Annotated in this window: 16 protein-coding genes and 1 pseudogene; 11 read left to right on the forward strand and 6 right to left on the reverse strand. The window is 46.7% G+C overall.

The window, feature by feature from the left end; translation table 11 throughout:
• From VM802_RS17340 to VM802_RS17375, 8 genes and pseudogenes are all read left to right on the forward strand, one after another.
• A pseudogene (locus VM802_RS17340) lies at positions 1-483 on the forward strand (MFS transporter); the annotation flags it as partial.
• A gap of 203 nt (positions 484-686) precedes the next feature.
• Positions 687-2,534: a type VI secretion system Vgr family protein gene (locus tag VM802_RS17345; RefSeq protein WP_325532779.1), complete on the forward strand. Its 1,848-nt coding sequence runs from the start codon at positions 687-689 to the stop codon at positions 2,532-2,534.
• Positions 2,535-2,584: 50 nt separating this feature from the next.
• Positions 2,585-3,895 carry a hypothetical protein gene (locus VM802_RS17350; protein WP_325532781.1) on the forward strand — a complete coding sequence of 437 codons (1,311 nt, stop codon included), beginning with the start codon at positions 2,585-2,587 and terminating at the stop codon, positions 3,893-3,895.
• A gap of 3 nt (positions 3,896-3,898) precedes the next feature.
• Positions 3,899-4,366, forward strand: coding sequence for a hypothetical protein (locus VM802_RS17355; RefSeq protein WP_325532783.1), 468 nt, complete (start codon positions 3,899-3,901; stop codon positions 4,364-4,366).
• A gap of 132 nt (positions 4,367-4,498) precedes the next feature.
• Positions 4,499-5,314: a hypothetical protein gene (locus tag VM802_RS17360; protein ID WP_325532785.1), complete on the forward strand. Its 816-nt coding sequence runs from the start codon at positions 4,499-4,501 to the stop codon at positions 5,312-5,314.
• Positions 5,315-5,341: 27 nt separating this feature from the next.
• The gene (locus tag VM802_RS17365) at positions 5,342-9,274 is read left to right on the forward strand and encodes a DUF4280 domain-containing protein (protein WP_325532787.1); all 3,933 of its coding nucleotides are present in this window, start codon (positions 5,342-5,344) and stop codon (positions 9,272-9,274) included.
• Positions 9,271-10,347 (forward strand): hypothetical protein, encoded by a 1,077-nt coding sequence (locus VM802_RS17370; RefSeq protein ID WP_325532789.1) that lies wholly within the window; start codon positions 9,271-9,273, stop codon positions 10,345-10,347. The genes VM802_RS17365 and VM802_RS17370 overlap by 4 nt, the downstream gene beginning before the upstream one ends.
• Before the next feature lie 300 nt (positions 10,348-10,647).
• Entirely contained in the window at positions 10,648-12,291 is a 1,644-nt protein-coding gene (locus VM802_RS17375) for a vitamin K epoxide reductase family protein (protein WP_325532791.1), read from the forward strand.
• Positions 12,292-12,352: 61 nt separating this feature from the next.
• Here VM802_RS17375 and VM802_RS17380 read toward each other — a convergent pair whose 3' ends face one another.
• On the reverse strand, positions 12,353-12,562 hold the full coding sequence (locus VM802_RS17380) for a hypothetical protein (protein ID WP_325532793.1): 210 nt from the start codon (positions 12,560-12,562) through the stop codon (positions 12,353-12,355).
• 257 nt (positions 12,563-12,819) lie between these two features.
• Here VM802_RS17380 and mrdA point away from each other — a divergent pair, with 257 nt between their 5' ends.
• Positions 12,820-14,817 carry a penicillin-binding protein 2 gene (mrdA, locus tag VM802_RS17385; protein ID WP_325532795.1) on the forward strand — a complete coding sequence of 666 codons (1,998 nt, stop codon included), beginning with the start codon at positions 12,820-12,822 and terminating at the stop codon, positions 14,815-14,817.
• A gap of 321 nt (positions 14,818-15,138) precedes the next feature.
• On the forward strand, positions 15,139-16,464 hold the full coding sequence (locus tag VM802_RS17390) for a metal-dependent hydrolase family protein (RefSeq protein ID WP_325532797.1): 1,326 nt from the start codon (positions 15,139-15,141) through the stop codon (positions 16,462-16,464).
• A 34-nt stretch (positions 16,465-16,498) separates the two neighbouring features.
• Here VM802_RS17390 and VM802_RS17395 read toward each other — a convergent pair whose 3' ends face one another.
• Positions 16,499-17,008 (reverse strand): GNAT family N-acetyltransferase, encoded by a 510-nt coding sequence (locus VM802_RS17395; RefSeq protein WP_325532799.1) that lies wholly within the window; start codon positions 17,006-17,008, stop codon positions 16,499-16,501.
• 155 nt (positions 17,009-17,163) lie between these two features.
• Between VM802_RS17395 and VM802_RS17400 the strand changes: the two genes are divergently transcribed.
• A complete protein-coding gene (locus VM802_RS17400; protein WP_325532801.1) occupies positions 17,164-18,258 on the forward strand; it encodes a glycosyltransferase family protein in 1,095 nt (364 codons plus the stop codon).
• 61 nt (positions 18,259-18,319) lie between these two features.
• On the opposite strand, the gene VM802_RS17405 is transcribed toward VM802_RS17400, so the two are convergent.
• The 4 genes from VM802_RS17405 to VM802_RS17420 form a co-directional block, all read right to left on the reverse strand.
• Entirely contained in the window at positions 18,320-19,972 is a 1,653-nt protein-coding gene (locus tag VM802_RS17405) for a GMC oxidoreductase (protein WP_325532803.1), read from the reverse strand.
• A 6-nt stretch (positions 19,973-19,978) separates the two neighbouring features.
• Positions 19,979-21,016 (reverse strand): NAD(P)-dependent alcohol dehydrogenase, encoded by a 1,038-nt coding sequence (locus VM802_RS17410; RefSeq protein WP_325532805.1) that lies wholly within the window; start codon positions 21,014-21,016, stop codon positions 19,979-19,981.
• Positions 21,013-21,966, reverse strand: a complete 954-nt coding sequence (locus VM802_RS17415; protein WP_325532807.1) for a helix-turn-helix transcriptional regulator — start codon at positions 21,964-21,966, stop codon at positions 21,013-21,015. Before VM802_RS17415 ends, VM802_RS17410 begins: the two co-directional genes overlap by 4 nt.
• Before the next feature lie 188 nt (positions 21,967-22,154).
• Positions 22,155-22,589: mechanosensitive ion channel family protein (locus VM802_RS17420; protein WP_325532809.1), on the reverse strand; the 435-nt coding region annotated here is incomplete at its 5' end.

The following is a 22,589-nucleotide window of genomic DNA, read 5'->3' on the forward strand; positions in this document are numbered from 1 at the left end:
CCATTGTTGTTGCAGGGGATGGGAGCCGGGATGCTGATGACACCTGTTATTTTGTTCATCATTTCCTCTGTGCCTGAAAGCTATAGCCAGTCGGCATCTGCGGTAGGCGTATTTGTGAGGTATACATTTTTCGCCATCAGCACAGGACTGATTAACTATTTCTCATTATACTATGCGCGTATACATGCGATGCGTATAACTGATCATCTTTCCCGCGCAGATACGGGAATGCAGGAACGTCTACATCTTTATCAGTCTGCGTTACAAGGCAGGGGGCTGATGCCTGACCATGCCGCTAAAGCAGCTACGGGCCTACTGGATAAGGTGGTGCAGAAGCAGGCCTTCCTGAAATACGCTATGGACTATTACCAGATGGCGGGCATGGTGATTCTGGTGTTGATGTTATTGATTGTGATGGCGCCATTTATTAATCGTATACGCATCAATGTAAAAAGTAAACAGCCGGCTGCGGCAACATTCTGAGGCGGATAGCTTTGTTCTGACTCCTTCTTTTCTCTCAATCCGGAGGGCGCCCGTCAGGGGCTTCCTCCGGAAAAATATATTTTATCAATTCCATTTTTATTAAGTAAATTGGCTGCAAGTTTGTTAGCAAACCGGCCTGATGTTAACCGTAATGTATTATAATACCGCAGGCTATAGCTATACCATATCAAACACCTTTATTTATGGCCTTATACACCGTAACCACAGTATCAATAGGTGAAGAGCAGTTTAAACAATTCCACTCGCTTCGCCTTGAACAGACTGTCACCGGACATCACACTTTTGAGCTGAAAATTGGATATGAGTGGCTTTCCCGTTCCGGCAACAACCCTATCGCCGCCGGCAAATCTTTTCTTGGAAAAGAGATCAGCATTTCCATACAGGCAATAGAGGCTGCTGGCGGATTCAAGCCCATGCTGTTCAATGGAATCATTACCGCTGTAAGCTCCGGTAAAGAAAGCGACGGTACAAATGGCAGCTGTGTTTTCCGCGGTACAGGTCCTACCATCTTACTGGATGCAGACCCGCACATACAATCCTTTGAGAAACAGGATCTATCGACCATCGCCAATTCCGTGATGAAAGCCTGCAATCCGTTTGCAGGCCGCCCCGAAGTAAAACCGCTCAACAGCCGTCAACTTAAATATATCGTACAATACAAGGAAACAGGTTTCGATTTCCTGCACCGCCTCGCACAGCGCTATGGCGAATGGTTTTTCTATAACGGCCAGCAGATCATCTTCGGTCAATATAAGCCCCAGAAAATTAACCTGATGCACCAGGTAGACCTGGTATATTTCGACCTGGAACTGGAGATCAGACCTAACAATCAGGCAATGAACGGTTACGATTACCGCCAGTACCAGATCATGGAAGATACAACACTGAGCAAGTCTGCCGGCAGGGCGGACGCTTATACGCAACATGCACAGTCCATGAGTGAAAAGCTGTTCCATCAGACTTCCCTATATAAAGTACCCTTTGCCTTCACTAGCAACACTAAAGCCGAACTGGATGAACTGGCGCAACGCCGTAAGAAAGCCCGCATGGCCCAGATGGTGCGCCTGAAAGGGGAAAGCAAGAATACAGGCATTCGCCTCGGCGATATTGTCAGCATCCAGGAAAGTGTACTCAGTAATGTAGATCATGGAGAATTCATGATCACATCTATCGGGCATTTCTGCAACGGTAACGGTGAATACTACAACATTTTTGAGGGTATTCCCGTAGAAGCAGCAGCTCCTGATGTTCACCTGGACAAAATACCACATAGCGAAGCTCAGAGTGCTGTGGTGACTGACAACTTTGATCCGAAAGGGCTCGGCCGCATCAGGGTACGTTTCAACTGGCAGAAAGGACAAACTCCCTGGATCAGACTGATGCAGCCACACGGTGGCCCCGACAAAGGATTTTATTTCATACCGGAAGTAGGCGAGGAAGTATGGGTGGATTTCGAAAATGGCAATCCCGAAGCTCCCTACGCCATTGCCGCCGCATATAACGGTAACGCCAAAACGTCGTACGGCGACGCCCAGAATAATCTCAAAGTTATCAAGACGCGTAGCGGGCATACCATCCGCCTGGATGATACCAGCGGCCAGGAAAGCATTACTATCCTGGATAAGGGTGGTAACATCATCGTACTGGATACCAACGGGCAGAATATCTCTATCACTACTCCGGAACATCTTACCATCAATGCGCGTAATATCACAATGACTGCAAAAGAGAACATCAGCGTGAACGCAGGCATTAATATGTCGCAGGTAGCCGGCATGAATATGAGCAACATCGCCGGCATGAATATGTTGCATAATGCAGGCGATTGCATGAGTCTCTTTACTGTAAATGATTACAAACTTACTGCCACCAACATCACGAAGATCGCTTCGGAAGGTATGGATGTGCAGGCGAAGAAAATAGAAAAGACAGCCGAGCAGATAAAGGTGGAAAGTTCCAAAGAGGAAATGATCTTCAATGCCGGAAAGTCAGTAGACATCAAGAGTGCAGAGAAATCTAAATTGTTCTGATACGTTAACCCGGAACAACCAGAAGATAACCATAACTAAACTGATGACCAATGGGGGATAAAAGTGCTGGTAACATCATCCTTATATCCAGAAAGTACGTTGAAAACGGGGAAGGTGTGCGCTGGAACAGCCAGGGCGACACTACGCTGAATGCTGCCAAGGCAGTGAAAATGCATGGCCACCAGGACGGCGTAAAGTTTGGTACCCACGAAGCGGTAAACAAACAAAATCTGCTCGTAAAAAAGGTAGAAGGCCCTTTCGATGAAAAGGGACAACCCGTAAAAACGATGTACAAAGAAAAGTGGTACGTCTTCAAAGCCACTGAATTTTCCCGCAAGCCTACAGACAAAGAACTGGGCCAGGTAAACTGGGCCCGGCAGCTCGATGACGGCAAGATCGAATACACCTTTACCGGTGGTACCATCAAAAATGGTACGCTGGCTATTCAGTATAAAGTCAATGAAAACACGCCCGCGAAGAAAGCCAGTGTGTATGCTTATTTCCAGCAACCCACCAAAGGAGCAAGCGCCGGTGCAGAGGTAAAGGAAATGGAGCCCGTGATATTGTTTGTAAATGGGTATTGGAATAAGGACATACCTATGGCAGGACCGGATTCCGGAAGCGCTTACTGGGGTAACAGTTTCAGAAGTGCTGCATTGCAGCATCTTCAGTCCAGCAAACCGCTGTACATCAATGGCGCCGATACAATGGGCTCTTCAGGCTCATTGAGATTCAATAAAGGAAGAAACATGGCGCTGGCAAGATTCAATAATCCACAATCGAATTTTTATCAGGCTATATTCAAAGAGAAAGGCGACAATGATAAATACCTTACACCGGTATGCGTGGTTACCCATAGTATGGGTGCTGCATATGGAGAAGGCATCATCAGTTTTCTGAAAGAGAAAGGGGTGAAGATCAAAAAGGTCGTTCATTTTTCTCCCGCCGATGTGAGTGACTTTAATGTATCCATACCTGCCCGCACTTTCCAGATAGATATTAGTATCGATCCTGTATTACTGTATAAGAACATGAATGACGCCACCTTTATGAAGGGTATACTGGCGGCCGGAATGGTGAAGAACCCCAGTGGAGACCAGTATGGACATATGTACACAAAAACCGAAAGATATGTATGGCAATGGCTGGAAGATCTTGAAAGCATACAGCTTAACTATGTGAAGGAAATTGAGCATACCGAATATGTGCCCAGCCTTGGTGGTATGGGGGGAGCTTCCATCACAACCAAAAAGAAACGCTACAGGGCAGCCAATGTTAAAAACGGCACCCAATTCATCCATCTGAAAAAGAATAGTAACTTATACAAGAATTATAACGGTAACGACTACATAAACTGGTAACAGATGGCTATAGGAAAAAAGCAAAAAGTTATTATTCTCATATCGGTGATACTGGTGGCGCTGGCTGGCTTCCTGTATTATTTCGGCTTCGCGTTGGTTCTACGGTTGTTTACACCTGGCGACGGCCAGCTCAGGCCACAGGAGCAGGCTTTCCTGGATTCTTTGCGGACCGCATACAACTGTCAGGGTATTTCCAGGGATCCTAAATACTTCATGAATGACACCAGCAGAAAAGCAGAGTATGCTTTATCATTTACTTTTAAACAAAGCCCTGCAGGCGTGACCTCAGATAATGTAAAAGACAGCTTAAAGCAGGAGGCATTCAACATAGCCAGACACTCATATCTCTATATAATGAAGAAGAGCCCGAAGTTTACCAGTTATGGCATTTCGTTTTATTATGAAGATGCTGTGAAGGATTATTCATTTGATTTCAAACCAGAAGAGCTGGAAAGCGCCAATGGGCATTAAATGCAGGTATGCTCAATAGTCTGATGGTTCCCGTTACACGCTACCGGCGTGTGTGGTCTTATGTTGTAAGTTAACTTACCAATGCTGAAAAACCGTTCTACCATATAAATCATTAACTGTCAGTTAAACAATATGGCCTTTTTCTCTTTTAAAAAACCATTGGCTGATAGCCCGCCCCGGTACCTGGTACCTGCCGCCCCTACGTGTATTTACGCGGTAACGACTACGTTTGCAGGTGCTGCCCCCCAGGAACTTAAATATAATGTGGAAGTACAGCGCTTTTCCAATCCCAAAGATCCCACAGGCGTTTACCTCCAGGTAACGCGAACGGACATAATGATTAACGGCTCCCGCGCCGATGACTCCATCGCCGGAGACCTTGCCAGTCAGTGCGGTAATGTGATCTATCCGTTACAGGTAAAGCTGGCAGATGGCGGCCGTATAGCCATGATTGTTAATCACAGCGATATTCTGCAACGCTGGAATGAACAGCAGATAAAGCTGGGAAGGTATTTTACGGGAGAAATAGCCGGAGAATATATCGCCGGTACAGACGCCACTTTGCAGGATGCAGAACGCCTGTTGCAGGTGCTGCGTCAGGATCTGTTCCTGAGTGCATATTGTTACCTGTTGTTTGCGGGCTACCGGAAAGAGTCGGCCGTGCAATACACGGTCATTCCTTTCAAAAATCCGGTGAGATATACAGTAACGCAGGAACGTACGCCTTTTGGCATGGAGCCGGATTCTACGCAACAGAAAGGTGTGCTGGAAACAGGTAGCCATAAGGATTACAGTCATGCGGTATTTGAAGTAAAGAGTGTGCTGAATAAGGCGCGTAACTATATCCGGCAGCTGGATGGCAGCTGGGAAGTACGGGAAGGAGAACGTCTGCATAGGGTGATGCTTAGCATCATTTGTATCGATGACAACACCAATACAGAACAATAAAATTACTGGGTATTAAAATATTGAATCATGGCTGATAAACATTTTGTAGTGCAGGGAGCAGCATGTAGCTGTCAGTTTGGAGGTTCCCCCGATAAACTGAAAGTGGAGGCCAATGACAGGGAATTTATCAACGACAGTAATGGCAGTACCAAACTTATTGCCAGCACCAAAGATACAGGTCAGCCTTTTGAGGCGAAGACCTTCGGTAATTGTTCCATAACCAGAGGCGCTTGCAGTCCTGCTGTTACGCAGTGGGAAAACCCTTACCAGAAGGTGACCCTTACCAATGGCGGCAAAGTGCTTACAGAAGAAAGTAAGGCAGTGTGTTCCGTATCCGGAGCACCCTGTATCAAAATAGATTTCCATGGACAGGAAGCGGCAGTGTCACAGGCCCATTTTGATAAAGTAGAGATAGAAAGCCTGTCAGTGCTTAATCCTATGGCGAAGCCTGATACACAGAAAGAGCAGCCGAAGGTGAAACAGATTAAGGTGAAACTGAATCAGCATGTGCCGCCTGAAGTAATGAGCGCTTCGAAGAAGGAAGCACATGTGCCGGTAATCAAGGTGCGTGTGGATGAATCGCTGAAGTTTGAGGTAGCCGGTTACTATAATCCCGGAAAGGCAGATACGGCAAGGGTGGGGTGGAAAATAACAGGAGGCAGGGGGCCGCAGGTATTTGAAGAGGCGGGTCCATCGTTGGATATTAACTTCGATGCCCCGGGTAACTACCGGGTAATGGCCTTCGGTAACCCTGACCCCGACAAACAGGATGACAGCCGCTGTGCTATTGACATCCAGGTGGTGAATAATAAACTGAAAGAGGAATTTGGTATCGGCGCTGATGCAGGACGTATGATCCCCGGCGTGGGCGGTAAGTTTCCTAAAGCGGAGGAGTATCGCGTACGTAGGGGCGTTCCCGTTACCATCAATGCGAAGTACGATATAGATCCTGCTACCGCAGAAGAGAAAGAGCGGGTATCCATGCAGGTGACCGATGCCGCCGGTAACATACTGGCAGGGCCTACGGAACCGGGAGGTGACAGCATTACTTTTACGCCGGCCAATTCCGCCGCAGTATATAAAGTTACAGCAATCATGATCCCGCAATCGCCGGGAGAGGCTTCGCAAACGGTTACCAAAGAAATGGTATCAGAGTCAAACAGCGTAATGAAGGTAACCAACGACCAGAACACGCATATTGTAAGACCCGGTACGAGCATGAACTTTAAGGTGTCGCAAATGCGGTACTCCACGATGGTGCAGGACTTTGAAGCCGCGCAGATCAAGTGGCAACTCAATGGGGTGCAGGTGGGCACGGGTACTTCCCTCACACTGGATGGCCAGCAATACCTGCAAAGCCCGGGCCGGTATGTAGTGGAAGCATATGTATCCCAGGCCAATGCATGGGACAGCAAGCATAAGAAACCTACTGCCGCTGCCGCTAAATCTGAAGATGACTGGGTATTTGATGTAAAACCCAATGAAATAGTAAGTCTGCGTGTAAAGGACGGCAACAATCAATGGGTAGTGGGCAAGAAATATACGCTGATTGCGGATCTGCTGATGCCTTATGACCAGGCAGACGGACCGCTGACCTGGACACCTGCCGGCGGTAACGGCGCTACACACGATAATGTATTTGCACCTTCCAAAGGAAAGTTTGTGGTATCTGCTAAACTAGGCAGCTCTATGAAGCAGCTGGATATAAACGCCGACTATGCCCAAATCGTCCGCTGGTGCTTCACTGATGCCGAAGGAATATTCAAACATAAGGCCGGCTGGCACGAAACAGTAAAGGCCGTGATCACCAGTCCGCAGGCTGCCGGTGAATCAGTGAATCTACATATTCTTGAATTCGACAGTGCTACGAAGATCAACTATATCAAGGATGCAGGCATGGTCACCTTCGATGCCCAGGGAGAAGCAAAGCTGGATATTAAAACGGATGATCTTAAAACAAAACTGGAAGCGCTGAATTGGGAGGGTAAATATTATGATGTGTTTTTCGGCGTCCTGCAGAAGCCGGACGGAATGCAGTTCATGGACGTGAAACCCGTGGAATCAAACGGCATGAAGTGCTGGTTCCCCAAGCGGGACAGCAATGCGAGGGATAAGGAAACCGGTAAATTCCTGTACATCAGCAAAGAGCCGGAAGTGGTCAGCGTTCACTTCTATGACAGCACCAAAGCGCCTGCATTCAAAGTTTATCCTTACGGAGAAAAGATCAGGATACATATACAAACGATGAATCTCGCTGGGGAAGATGTACAGTTTCAACTGTGGGAGAACAGGTATAAGCTGGAAGACATATGTGTGCAGGACATCAAGCTTAAAGTGAAGGATGATGAGACACTGGATGTAGATCTCGACACCAATAAGCTGAAGTCCGGGAATGCCAGGGAGGACGGCGGACTGAGGGCGTTCTATGTAGTACTTAAAAATGAAAAGAAGAAAGGGGAAGAAAAGCTGGTCAAGTTCCTGTATCCGGAAAAAACTGCGGATGCAAATACTTTCAATCCGCTGGATATCAACTTCTATCATCACATTAAATTATCCGCTGCCTTTGACAGCTTGAATAAAGCTTTCGGCACTGTAGCGCCGGCTGTCCTGGGAGAACCGCTGGACAAGCCCAAAACTGAATGCCTCTGTAAGAAATATGATCTCATCTGGGGTAATAAGGTCAGCTGCGAGTTCAGGAAGAAGGTGGTGATGCTTGCCGCCAAACTGGGATTACCGGAAAAAGACAATGAAGGCGCTAACTGGCTGATGGCTGTGATGGCACTGGAAACAGGCAGGACTTTCAGCCCTACCTGCGGTACTTTCCAGAAGCATAAAGATGATACCAAAGAAGGTTATGTAGGTATTATCCAGATAGGTAAGATTGCCTCCATTGACATTGATGTATTACGGTCAGACATTATAAAGATGACCGCAGAGGAACAGCTGGATGTTGCGGAAAAATTTCTCATGCGTAACAAGAGTAAATACAAGTCCAAAACAGACCTCTATCTTGCTATCAACTATCCGAACGCCTGCGGGCACGGCGATGAGCCGAACTATGTGGTGTACGACAGCAGCAACGCCGCTTATGATGGCAATCCTATGTTTAAGAGGGAGCCAGATGAGTATTGGATAGATAGTAAAGGTAAACACTACTACAAGGGACAGAAAGGTAGCTCCTATGTATGGGAGTTTGAAGAAGCGATCAATGATTTCTACAATGAAGGTAAAAGTAATAAGGCAGATGATTTCGAATGCCAGAATATTCATCCTTTCGATGCAAAAGATATCATCACCTATCATATCTATTCTACCGGTCATTTAGAGCGTCATGTACCGAAAGAGATCAAGGAAGAATATAAAGAAAAATATAAGTATGTTTACCACGATAAAGACAACAATGCGCACCCGATGGGGGTCTTCAAATTCAATACGATTAATAACGTATATGGTCCCAATTATGGCGGAGATAAAGTAGACCTGATCGATATCAGTCAGTTACATAATTACGAAAGCGGAAGTGTAAAACTTAAAATAACTTTAAACACAGAACGTTTCTATGTGAACGACAAGACCCTGGGCAGTATTATTGGAGCGATGATTGAATGCGGCAATGATGATAACACTTTCAATGGTGGCAGCCATTCCGATGGAAGCTCACATCCGAGTACATCACATAAGAACGGCTACAATCTCGATCTCCGGTATCTGCGCAAAGACAAGGCTATCGACAGGCTGAACCTGGCTTCTGACTCCGCTACGCAGGGCTGGCCCATGCTGGATGAAGAACGTCAGAATAAATTCAACGACGCATTGTTTAAATTTGGCTGGAAACAAATGTTGTCCTGGTCGTATGGCGAAGATGACAAGCTGCTGAATCATACCAGGAAGTACGATGGTCATAATGACCACCTGCATCTACAGGATTACAGCCCTAAGTTTAAAGAAATGAAAGAATGAAAAACCTATTGACACTATCAGTTATTTTATTGGCTTGCAATGCGCCAGCGAAAGAAGTAAAGAACGACAGTACCATGCTGGCAGTAGCGGCGTCTGCTGACTCAGCAGTCACCGCTGTTTCAGCTGCGCCGCAGCAGGTGATTACTGTGGAGACAGGCGATATTACCCGTCAGGAGTTTGAACAAAACAAGACATCCTGCAAGAGCGATATTACCTACGATTCCCTGCAGTTCCGCACAGTTAATGGTGTGACGACCATTAACTGCAACAATGGAAGTGTCTCTTTTAAAGACAACGCCGGCGTGCCTCACGATGAAGACCGGCTGGCATTCCGGTTTGCAGGTGAATTGAAAGCATTGAATAAGTACCTCGTGGAAGTCAGGGGATACGAACACGGGTTTTATATTTTACTTGACAAAGCCAGTGGCCGCAAAGATACTGTGAGCAACACACCACACGTTTCCCCGGATGGCAGATGGATCGTTTGCGAAAAAGAAGATCCTTATGCTGAGCAATCACCGTCAACAGATATTGATATCTACACCGTTGATAATGGCACTGTGAAACAGGTATACCATAAGGCTTTCAGATGGATAGCACGTGACCTGTGCTGGAAAGATGAAAGTATGGTATATGTGAAAGCGGCGAGAGGAGAAGGAGAAACAGCTGCGATTGATTATGCCAGGCTGACAATTGTCACCGGTGGGAATAAGGCCACAACTGCGGCTACCAGCGCTGCCTGGTATGGGACATATTCATTTGTGCTTAATAAAGACAGCAAGGATTCCCGCGATCAGCTGGAAGTACAACTACAAGTGACAAAAGATTCCACCATTTACACAGAAAGTGGTTACCAGGTGTATAGTAAGTATTCGTTGTCAAACAGTGAGAAGGACGGCACACTGTCTTTTGCATTCCGCCATGTATTGGATGGGGGGAGCGGTGTACTGGAAAGGGAAAACAGGTTTGGTCATATTCAGTCAACGACCGGCGGGTATTCATTTGAATGCCCTTACCTCGATGCACGTACCGGCTCAAAAAAGAAGATTGTGTATACGCTGGAGAAGAAATAATATTTTAGAGAAAGAGATGATAGAAGAATGAACGAGTATCAACAAAAGAAAATCAGTAAATTTTTAAACCTTGTATTAAGACATAGTCCGCAGATCGCAGGTATCCATCTCTATCGTTCTGACAATGGTGTGTGGCTCACTGATCATGTTCCGGCAAAATATATCGACTTCAGGTAGGCAGAAGCCTGCGTTGTAAAACCTATGTTAATGGCATGATTCCATTGGCACAGGTTTTTAATTTATTTCCTACCTTACGGATGTTCCACTGAGTGATTATGAAAACCATGTCAATTAAATTGTATGTCTATCCTTGCCAACATCTTTAACATTCCGGAGGAGAACTGTGTCAGAGCCGTATGTAGCTTTGTAAAACTGCTGAAAGTTCCCGCTACGGAGGAAACCATTAAAGAAGAATTGACCACACATCCTGGTTATCCCAGTATGCTGAGCGTCAGCGATGTGCTGACCGGATTGAAGATCCGGAACTTTTCAGTCAGGGCCCGTCCGGAGCAGTTGAGCGAGGTGCCGGTGCCTTTCATCGCCCAGGTGACTATTGACAACAAGGAGTTTTTTACCGTTGTCAGCGCTATCGGCGACGGCTATATTACATTTACCAACGTGGTAACGGGAAAGCCTGCACGTGGCGCCCTTAAGGCGTTTACAGACATATGGACGGGAGTCGCCCTGCTGGCAGAACCGGCGGAGAGTGCCGGAGAGCGGGATTACGCGAAGAAGCGGAAGGAGAGAGGCCTTACCGCCATTGTCACCATCACGATGCTGTCGATCGTGCTACTGTTATGGCTGCTCACGGGTGCAGAAGGGTTTTCGCAAGTCGGTATGACGGTGTTGTTTCCTTTTCTGCTGATGACCATTAAGCTGGCCGGCGTGGCAATAACGTTACTGTTACTGGCGCATGAAGTGGATGCACACCATCCGTTGATGGAGAAAGTCTGTAAAGCGTCGGCAACGGTCAACTGCGATGCAGTGCTCAGCTCTGAGGGGGCAAAGGTAGCCGGGGTGTTCAGCTGGAGCGAGATTGGCTTCGCCTATTTCGCCGGTGATCTGCTGGTGATGCTGATGAGCGGAATGAATCCTGCTGTTACTACGGTACTGGCGTGGAGCTCGCTGCTGGCGTTGCCTTATGTGTTTTTCTCTATCTATTACCAGTGGCGGGTTGTAAAGCAATGGTGCGTACTGTGTCTGGTTACGCAGGCGCTGCTGGTACTGGAGACGGTGACCGCCTTTTCCGGTGGGCTTTTCGGGGTTGCTACATTACAGTCCCTCTCTGTATTAATGGTGTTGAAATGGTTGCTGGTGTGGCTGGTACCATTTTCAGGCTGGTTGATGATAAAGCCGTACCTGATGTTGCCGAAGGAGAAAGCCCGGTATAAATATGCGTTGACGAGATTCAGGCAGAACCAGGAGATATTCGGGACACTACTGGCAAAGCAACGGAAGATGGTGGTGAAGACAGACGGGTTGGGTATCACACTGGGCCCGGCGGATGCGCCACATAAGATCATCAAGGTATGTAATCTTTATTGCGGCCCTTGTTCAGAAACGCATCCTTTCCTGGAAGATATACTGGAGATGCGAGATGATGTGCAGGTGCAGATATTGTTTCTGGCGGATACGGAAGCAGACCGGCGCACGATAGCGGCCAGGCATTTATTATCTATAGCTGAGACGGAAGCGCCTGATGTGCTGAAACGGGCGTTACACGACTGGTATTCAGCACCCAGGAAGGATTATGAAGCATTTGCATTGAAACATCCTGTGAAGGAGGATCTGGAGAGGCAGGCTTTAAAGACAGATCAGTTGAGCGCCTGGGTACGGCATATGAATGTTGTATCAACACCAACATTTTTTTATAATGGTTATCAGTTACCACCTGATTACAGGATTGAAGATCTGAGGTATTTCCTGGTAACGGGAGAGGGGTGATACTAACGTAATTGAGTATACGAAGATGCAGACCGAAATCTGCATCTTCATGTATTGACGATTATCTGCTTTCCACACAAACACCTACTACACCGTCACGCAGACGGCAATAACAGGAAAAGTCGCTTCCGCAGTCCATTTCCCAGACAGAGCATTGCTGGCCGGCGTTGCAGCTGGCGGAATCCTGGTTTTTGTTTCCTCCACCGTTGATCAGGCTTAAGGTTGTACGCGGGAGCATTTCAAAGGTTCTTGATAGCAACTCTTTCTTCATAATGTGAATTTTAAGGTTTATGATTAGATAAAAAATATGGTCATCGTGGTTTCCTTATTGGTTTCCGGTACAGATCACAGTAATATACTCACGTACAAAAAGCCGGCAAATAGGCATTAGTAAATTAAGAAATAATTTGGTCTCTTCATCAGTAGTGCGATACTTTTTTTATTCACAGGATTTATCTACTTTAGCCTTTTGTTTTTTATTCGTTTTATCCAGAAAGTCATTGCTTTGCAATTGCAATAAAAGGCTATATGTCGGTATATAATCAGCCCAGAAGGAGAGTTATACAGTTAATCATACTCGGTGCGGTATTAGTAATTATTATCAGGTTGTTCTTTTTACAGGTGGTCGAGAAAAAGTATGCAAAGCTTTCGGACGCCAATGCCATTCAGCGCAAGGTGGTATATCCCAGCCGTGGGATTATCTACGACCGGCGTAATCAGAGTGTTCTGAGGAATGATGTCATGTATGACCTGGTAGTAACTCCCTCTCAAGTAAAAAATATAGATACTGCTTATTTATGTGAAATACTACAGATTGATAAGGAAGAATTTATCAATCGTATTCAGACCGCCATTAAAAAGAGCGGCAGGGTGAGGCAGTCTGTTTTTGCGGCATTGCTACGGCCTGAGATCTTCGGACGATTACAGGAAAGCCTGTACCTGTTCCAGCCAGGCTTTGAACTGATACAGCGACAGATACGTTCTTATCCGTATTCCTCCGCCGCCAACATCCTCGGTTATATTGGAGAAGTTTCCACACAGATGCTGGCCAACACCAACTACAGTGCTTACCAGATGGGAGACTACCTTGGTATGACCGGTCTCGAGAAGACTTACGAAAGTGTATTGATGGGACAACGTGGTATACAGTACTGGGTGAAGGACAACCTCAACCGTCTGCAGGGGCCTTATGAAAACGGAGAGTTTGACACCGCCGCAATCGCAGGTAAGAACCTTCGCTTGTCGCTCGACATTGAACTGCAGATGCTCGGTGAACGGCTGATGCGTAACAAGATTGGGAGTATTGTGGCTATAGACCCGCAGACAGGCGGTATCCTGGCGATGGTGAGTAGTCCCACGTATGATCCGAATCTGCTTACCGGTTCTTATCGTGCAAGGAACTTTAGCAAGCTGTTTTCCGATACCACCAAACCATTGTTTAATCGTGCGATGCAGGGAACATATCCTCCGGGATCTTCCATGAAACCACTTACAGCCCTGGTTGCACTGGATGAAGGCGTGATTACGCCCAGCTTTGGTTATCCATGCCGTGGCGGATATTATGCATGCGGCAGCCGTATCGGTTGTGAGCACAGTGAGCCGGGACACGCAGCTAACCTGCGTTTGGCTATATCCCATTCCTGTAACTCTTACTTTGTAAACCTTTACCGCATGGTGGTAGACTCCCGTCAATGGGGCGGCGTTAAGAAAGGCCATCAGCGCTGGTATGATTATATGACGTCTTTTGGTCTGGGTCATCGGCTGGGAATTGACATCCCCGGCGAGTATCCCGGTTATGTAGTTGATTCCGCAGGCATGAACAAAAGATACCGCGGGCAGTGGAACTCCTGTACAGAGCTATTCGTAGGTATGGGTCAGGGCGCCGTTGCGGTAACGCCGTTGCAGATGTCCAACGCGATGTGCATTATCGCCAACCACGGTTTTTATTACCTGCCGCATTTTGTGTCCAGCATAGATAATGATAACACTGACCTGCTGACGAAATTCAGAGAAAAACATGTCGTGGCACATGCATCAGACAGCGTGTACAAATACGTAATCCTGGGTATGCAGGATGTGGTGGAGTCAGGAACCGGTCGCAAGGCGCAGGTAGAAGGCGTAACGGTATGTGGTAAAACAGGTACTGCAGAAAACAATGCCATTGTGAATGGTAAATTAACAAAGCTGAAGAACCACGCATTCTTCGTAGCCTTCGCACCCCGTGACAATCCAAAGATTGCGATTACCGTACTGGTAGAGAACTCCGGTTATGGTGGTACTTACTCAGCGCCGATTGCAGGTCTCATGATTGAGAAATATCTGAACGATACTATCTCAACTAAAAAGAGGGACGTCATGAAAACTATGCTCGAGTATAATACCATTGATCCGGTAGTAAGGGAGAAATCCAAACTGGATTCACTGAATGGCGCTACAGCGAAGCTTACAACAGAACAAATCCTCAGCTTATATTTCCGCAATGAAAGCGCCCAGGCTGTGCCAAAGAAGAAACCAGTTACAAAATAGCGCTATATTCAATCCTAAAGCTGTTCCCCTGCTATATTTCATGCAAAATTGGCAGGAGAGGGGGGATAACTTGAAAAGAAATTGTAAAGGACGACTGATTATGGTCGCCCTTTTTTATGTTCGACTGGAATAACCATTGCAGCCGGTTTTAATGTTCATCATCACGGATAATGGGCAATGGATTTCCAAAATAGTGATATGCAATAAACTATTTCCGGTTCCCATCGTTATCAATTTATAATAACATCCGGAAGTGGGAAAAATAATAACCGTACCACAGGAGCCACAAGTTCAAGGTTACTGTATCGTATCATTTGTCTTATGAAAACACTTTTTTTTACGGTATTTCTGCTGATAGGATATATACTCTTACCGGCCCAGCAGCAAACAGGTCGTACGCTGATCACAGATGTAAACATCTTTAACGGCAAAGACGAGCGAATAAAGCAGCAAATGGACATTCTCATAGAAGGTGCATTGATCCGGGAAATAAAACCTGCTGGCACGATTGACAAAGCCGGAGCCTGGGTTATTAATGGGAGTGGGAAATGGTTGATGCCAGGGCTCATTGATGCACACTGGCATACGTTTCTCGTAGGTGCCGGCTTTGCAGAACTACTGCAGGGCGACGTGGGCTTTTTACATACGCTGGCTGCGTCAGAAGCGGGAAAAACCCTGTTGCGGGGATTTACCACGGTCAGAGATGTAGCTGGCCCGGCATTCGGATTGAAAAAAGCAATAGACGAAGGAATCGTATCCGGACCAAGGATATACCCTGCCGGGGCTATGATCTCGCAGACCTCCGGGCATGGCGATTTTAAACTACGGTCTGACAGGCCTGTAAAGTTTGGCGGTCATCCATCCGTAGCAGAGGTACTGGGTGCATCAACTATCGCAGATGGTCCGGACGAAGTAAGGATTGCTGTACGTGAACAACTGCGCCTTGGCGCTTCCCAGATTAAACTGGCTTGTGGAGGCGGTATAGCATCCTTTTATGACCCGCTGGACGTAAATGAATTTGGTACGGAAGAGATAAAGGCCGCCGTACAGGCAGCAGGAGATTGGGGTACGTATGTCACTGTGCATATTTATACGCCGGAAGGGATTATCAGAGCTGTCAATGCCGGCGTAAAATGTATTGAGCATGGTAATCTCGCTAATGAAGAAGCCATAAAGCTGATAGCAGAAAAAGGAGTATGGTGTTGTATGCAACCCCTCACCGACACCAGCAGGCCACAATATGATGCCGACAGGAACGCTAAATTAAAACAGGCTGCAGAAGGCACCAACCGGGTTTTTGCCCTCGCCAAAAAGTATCATGTAAAACTTGCTTTTGGAACGGATAAGTTGTTTTCCAGAACGGCAGGAGCAGACCAGAACAATCAGCTGGTGAAAATGTTGAGATGGTTTACGCCCTTCGAAGTGCTTCGTATGGCGACTTCCGCTAATGGGGAGCTGTTGCAGCTCTCAGGCAACAGAAACCCATATCCGGGAAAGCAGCTAGGTATCATTGAAGAAGGGGCTTACGCGGATATGATCGTGCTAAACGATAATCCCCTGCAAAAACTTGAAATATTGAAAGACCCTGAACACAATATGCTACTCATCATAAAGAACGGTGTTATCTATAAAAACCTGCTCCCATAACCGGTGATAAGGGGTACCTGGTAAATTATCATGATTATAGTGCATACATTAGTAATGTCCTTTGCATATTGTTGTTCGATGATTCTAATGACAGCGGTGGGATACCTATTTCTTCCCATCCGCAGTTCAGCAGCAATTTGCGGATGGCATAGTTGGTGACCCTGGTATACGCTTGTAAATATTGGAGTTCGGTCTGCCTGGCTTTTTCCACGGCATGCTGCATTAATAAAGTGCCAATACCTTCATGCCGGACATCTTTCCGGACATATATGCTCACTTCCCCACAGAAATTTTCCCTTAGTGGATTATGACACGACCTTATAACGCCCAGCCATCCGGTGATTTCATCGTCTTCATCGCGCGTAGTATAAAATGGGTACAGCTTGTTACGGGTTATGAAATTTTCCCGGAAGTGAGCTGCTAAACGACGCTGGTCGAAAAAATTACCGGGAAAAGTATGATTGATATGGTCGAGCCAGATAGCAAAGATCTGCTGGTAATCCCGGTCTCTGGCGGTTTCTATTAAAAGGTTAAGCGTTTTCATGACTAATGATTTGATAAGGAATGATATGGTGGAGCATCAGTTTTACATCACAAGGTCATGAATTTGAGCGCGTTTGTATAGTAATTTTGTGCATCTTTTGCTCCGCAAGAATTCAATCTATACACAGTAAATTCGGATTGAAAATCATTTATTGAATGACTACCATATCCCTCTCTATCCCCATCGTCATTGCGGCCTATAACAGACCCGATGCCCTGAAACGGCTGCTGTACTCGATTTCCCATGGTCAGTACGAAGGCGCGACTGATATCCCCCTGATTATCAGTATTGATCATTCTGATTGTAGGGATGTATATGATATTGCCGTGTCGTTCCTCTGGAAGTACGGAGAAAAAATTATTATCAGGCACGCTGCGCGGATGGGGCTGCGTAATCATGTGTTCTGGTGCGGCGATCTCACCCGGCAGTATGGCCACATCATTATGCTGGAAGACGATCTGCTGTTGTCGCCGCTGTTCTACCAGTATGCTTTACAGGCAGTACATTTTTATAATCATAACGACCGGGTCTCCGTGATCGCCTTACATTCGCCTTATTACAATGAACTGACGCATGCGCCATTTATACCACTGGATGATAACGCAGACGTCTATTTTATGCAGGTGCCCTGTTCTTATGGACAGATTTGGAACAGGCAACATTGGGAAGCTTTCCGCCGGTTTGTGGCAGATGATGAAGCCATTGCATTATACGAACCTGCGTTGCCAAAAGAAATAAGGGAAAACTGGGGCACACAGCGCTGGAAACGGCAGTTCCTGCAATTTATGTTATACTCGGATACATGGTGCGTTTACCCCAGAAAAGGGTTGGCTTCCCATGTGGGTGATCCTGGTACGCACTTCGGTAATACCAGTATCTTTCAGTCCAACCTGCTCCTGGAGTATACGGATTTCCGGTTTAAACATTATAAAGAGAACATTATAAAATACGACAGCTGTCATGAAATATTCCCGCATATCCTTCAACAGTTTAATTCCTCTCTGACAGGTTATGATTTATCCTGTGATCTCAACGGGACAAAAGAGATCGACCGGATCGCCACGCCTTATCTTTTGTCGTGTAAACGCTGTACGGATGCCATTGAAACGTATGCTGACCAGCTCGTAATTCCGGAACTGAATATTATCTTCCGTATCAGCGGGACTGGATTTTCATTTGGTCCAACGGCTGCTTTTAAGGAAGAGGTACATAAGAACAGTTCGATGGCAGGAGTGCCGGGTAATATGTAACGAACGGGCGCTGGATGTTTGTACGGAGGAGGGCCTCAAGGGTAACGGGTAATTGCCGGTATCAAAGGTTGCGGCGTTTCATTTCACCAACGGCATGGTCTACTGCTCTTGCTGTCAGCGCCATATAAGTAAGGGAAGGGTTCTGACAGGCAGAGGAAGCCATACAGGCGCCATCCGTTATAAATACATTGGGCACGCAGTGTAGCTGGTTCCATTTATTAAGTACGGAAGTACGGGGATCCCGGCCCATGCGGGCAGTGCCCATTTCATGCACGCAATGCCCCGGGACGGGGGGAAGATTAAATGGCAGCACACTCCTAAAACCGGCCTTCTCCAGCATCTCCGCGGCGGAGGTGGTCATGTCTGCGCGCATGGCGTGTTCATTGTCGCCGAATGTGCAGTTGATGTCTAGTGTTGGCAGCCCGTATTTATCCTTCACGTTATAGTTTAATTTTACCTGGTTGCTGTACACAGGCAGCTGTTCTCCCCATGCGCCAACGCGCAGGGCCCATTTCCGCTGCAGAGAATTTGCATTACTGGTAGAAGGTATGGGTGCACTTATGCCCTGGTATGCAAATCCCCTGAGATAATCTGTGTGGTGAGTATGTTTATCGTCCAGGTTACGGAACCTGGGAATATAAATGCCGTTGAGGCTTTTACCTAAGGGAGGGCGGTAGGTGCTTCGGATCGGCACTTCGCCTATGGCGCCAGCCTGAAAATGATGGTCCATCAGATAATGTCCCAGTATACCATAATCGTTTCCCATACCATACGGAAAGCGCGTAGAGGTAGATTGAAGGAGAAGTTGGGTGGTTCCCAGTGTAGAAGCATTCAAAAATATTACCGGCGCAAAATATGCGGTGGTGTGCCCTGATATTGCATCCATTACCTGTACGCCGGTAGCTCGTTGTTGTTGTTCATCATAAATGACAGCAATGGTGATACTGTTGGTCATTACGTGCAGCAGCCCGGTGGTGCCGGCTTTCTTCAGCAGATTGACACTATTGCCATAATGGCTGCATAGTACCCTGTGTTCACGGGAGCTGGCAGGGGGCATCGTCTTAAACGGATAGGCGGTTCTTCCGATGGTAACGATCCTGCCGTGATACGATGCTTGTACACGGTCTGAAAAATAGCGCTCTACAGGGTCCATTTCCATCATACTTGTATAAATACTGTCTGGTACTTGTGGTAATCTGTCGTTCCGGCCGCTGATGCCAATACATGTTTCAACATGGTCATACCATGGCTCCAGCTCGCGGTACCGGATTGGCCAGTCTGTGCCACAGCCATCTTTTGCATTGGCTTCAAAATCCATGGGCGACCACCGATAACATTGCCGTGTCCAGGTAACTCCGCGTCCTCCGAGGTGATATCCCCTGTACCAGTTAAATGGTTTTATTTGTTGGTAAGGATGTTCCGGATCAATCACCCAATATTGTGAGGTTTCTGAAGAAAAGGCATCGCACTGTCGTTGTACCGGATAGCGGGCAAGGTCCGTTTCATGCATGTTAATGACCGGTTGCAGCTGTCCAGGTCCGTTAAAGGCGGTTGCTTGTTGTCCTGCGCCTGCCAATGCAGGTCCCTTTTCCAACAGGAGCGTCCGTAACTGGTGCCTGCATAGTTCCTTTGCTGCCCAGCTGCCACTGATGCCTGATCCTACCACAATAGCATCAAACGTCGCATGAGGGAATGCATTTGAGTTGACGAACATAGTGTATTATGTGTTGAGTCTGGTCAGATCGATCACGTACCGGTATTTTACCGCTCCTTGTAATGCCCGTTCATACGCCGTTTTTACAAAGTCTGGCTTGATTAGCTGTATATCAGCGGATAGCTGATGTTGTGCGCAGTGCTGCAGCATATCACGGGTGGTCTGCAACCCGCCAACCAGCGAGCCTGTCACTGAAATGCCGTGATCAATCAGCAGGGAGGGTTGCAGCGTAATAGGATGCGGAGGTAAGCCGATGCAGACATAAACGCCGTTTGTGCGTAGCAATGAAAGGTAAGGCGCATATGCATGAGGGGCTGATATTGTGTCGAACAGAAAATGAAATTGTCCTTTAAACCGGTTGTCGGCACCTTGTATAAAGGCACTGGCGCCTAGTCTTACCGCATCAGCTTTTTTCTCTGCATGGCTGCTGATTACGATCACTTCTGCTCCCAGCGACGCCGCCATCTTTACGGCAATATGCCCCAGTCCTCCAAGACCAATGACGCCTACTCTGTGTCCTTGGCCGATACCCCATTTTTTCATTGGAGCGAAAGTGGTAACGCCGGCGCATAGGAGTGGGGCAGCAGCAGCAGGGTCGAGACCGGGAGGGATGTGAAAAACATAGTCCGCCTTCACCACAATCCGGCTGGAATAGCCACCGTAGGTACGGGTGGCTTTATCCTGTTCAAAACTGTTATAGGTCCAGGAAACACCCGTCTCACAATACTGTTCCTGACCTGACCGGCAGGACCTACAGGACCGGCATGAATCAACATAGCAGCCAACGCCAACGATATCCCCGATCTGAAAACCTGTTGTGCTTTTCCCGGCAGCACTAACCTTCCCAACGATCTCATGTCCGGGCACCATGGGGTAAGTACCATTGTTCCATTCATTCAGCACCTGATGGATATCGGAATGACAGATGCCGCAATACAGGATGTCAATCAGAATATCATCCGGACCAGGAGTCCTTCTGTTGAACAGCCAGTGATCAAACGGGCCGCCAGGTTGTTTGATTGCAAGACCATAGACAGGTATCATATGGAGTAATTGAATATGGGTGATTTATTGATGGCCCTGGCTTCTTTGGGCAGCATGCCATAATATTTCTTGAACACCTTAGTAAAATAGGAGGTATCTGAAAAGCCGGTTTCGACACATATCTGCTCCATGGTAAAAATGGTCTCTTTCAACAGCTGCGTAGCCCTTTCAAGCCGGTTGATCCTGACAAATTGCTTTGCGGGAATACCGAAGGTGTCGGTAAACATTTTCTGAAAACTGCGGGAACTCATGTACATGTGCCGGGCAAGATCGTTTATGGTGAGATAAGGATTGTCCAGCTCCGATTTAATATAGGCGATGACCCTTTCTTTTTGTGGCTCGGTCATGGCGATGTTTTCTGCGGAAGACCAGGAGGCGGCTTCTCCAGAAACCGCATAGTAGTTCATCAGCATCAGTAAGCATGACTGAATCTTTAAATAAATAAATGGTATTCCCCCCGGATGTGCCAGGATATTGAGGATATGTTGATATATTCTCTGATTGACGGGCTTTTTTATTACTGGAAACTGATTGGCCAACAGATTCTGATATGAAGCGTCCGGTAGCGACTGACTAGTCACTTCTACCCATGCGACTGCGTAATACCTCTTTCCGGGAATGGACTCCGCCTGAAAAAAATTACTGTTCATGATTTTAATGCCAATGGGATCGGTTACGGCCAATACATGATCGATAGGCGCGGAAAAATTCAGTTGTAACAACACGGAATTATCCGTGGTGTGCAGCTTTATAGGAATGTCGTGCATTTTTTTCCACTGGATCAGCACAATCTTGAATGTGTTGGTCAGCAGTTCCTGATAATAGAGCTGCTGCTCTTTAAACGTGCTCAGGTAGTGCTGCATGTAATCCACCTGATAAAAATATTCAGGTACTTCATTATTCTCTGGAATGCGCGTGTGGAAATAAGCTGGGGTTTTATAGAACAACATAAGCCTTCACGGATTAGTAATTGTTAATAATGGGTATATCTACCGGTTACAACAATTGTCGTTGTTGAAAAATGAATCCTTTGTATTATTTTGAGTTTAACGGAATGTGTAGCCTGATATATATACGGTAACTTTGGGTGGATGGTTGTTATAATACGACGGAAACCGTGAATCGACTGAGACTGTAATTATGCGTATTCAGAAGAATGCTGATGAGGAATATCTCCATTGACCGTATGGCTGTTCTGCATCAAATGGACGATCTGCTCATGGAAAGGTAATTCAATATGGTGCTGGTCAAATACTTCCTTTACGGTTTCATGAATAGTATTACTTAATGTCCAGAAGTCTTTCGTATGACACCAACAGTGTATACCAAGATTGATGCTGTTATCTCCGAAAGATTTTACAACCACAAATGGTTGAGGTTCCTTTATGACCATCTTCTCATTTTGAAGTGTATGTACCAGGAGGTCACGCACATAATTGACATTGGAATGATAGGAGATGTCCACTACAATGCTCACCCGCCTGCACTCCTTGCGGGTATGGTTAGTGATGGAAGAATTGGCCAGCGGGCCATTGGGAATAATCAGCATCTGATTGTTATTTGTACACAGTGT

The organism is Chitinophaga sp. (assembly GCF_035538455.1).
Lineage (GTDB): Bacteria > Bacteroidota > Bacteroidia > Chitinophagales > Chitinophagaceae > Chitinophaga.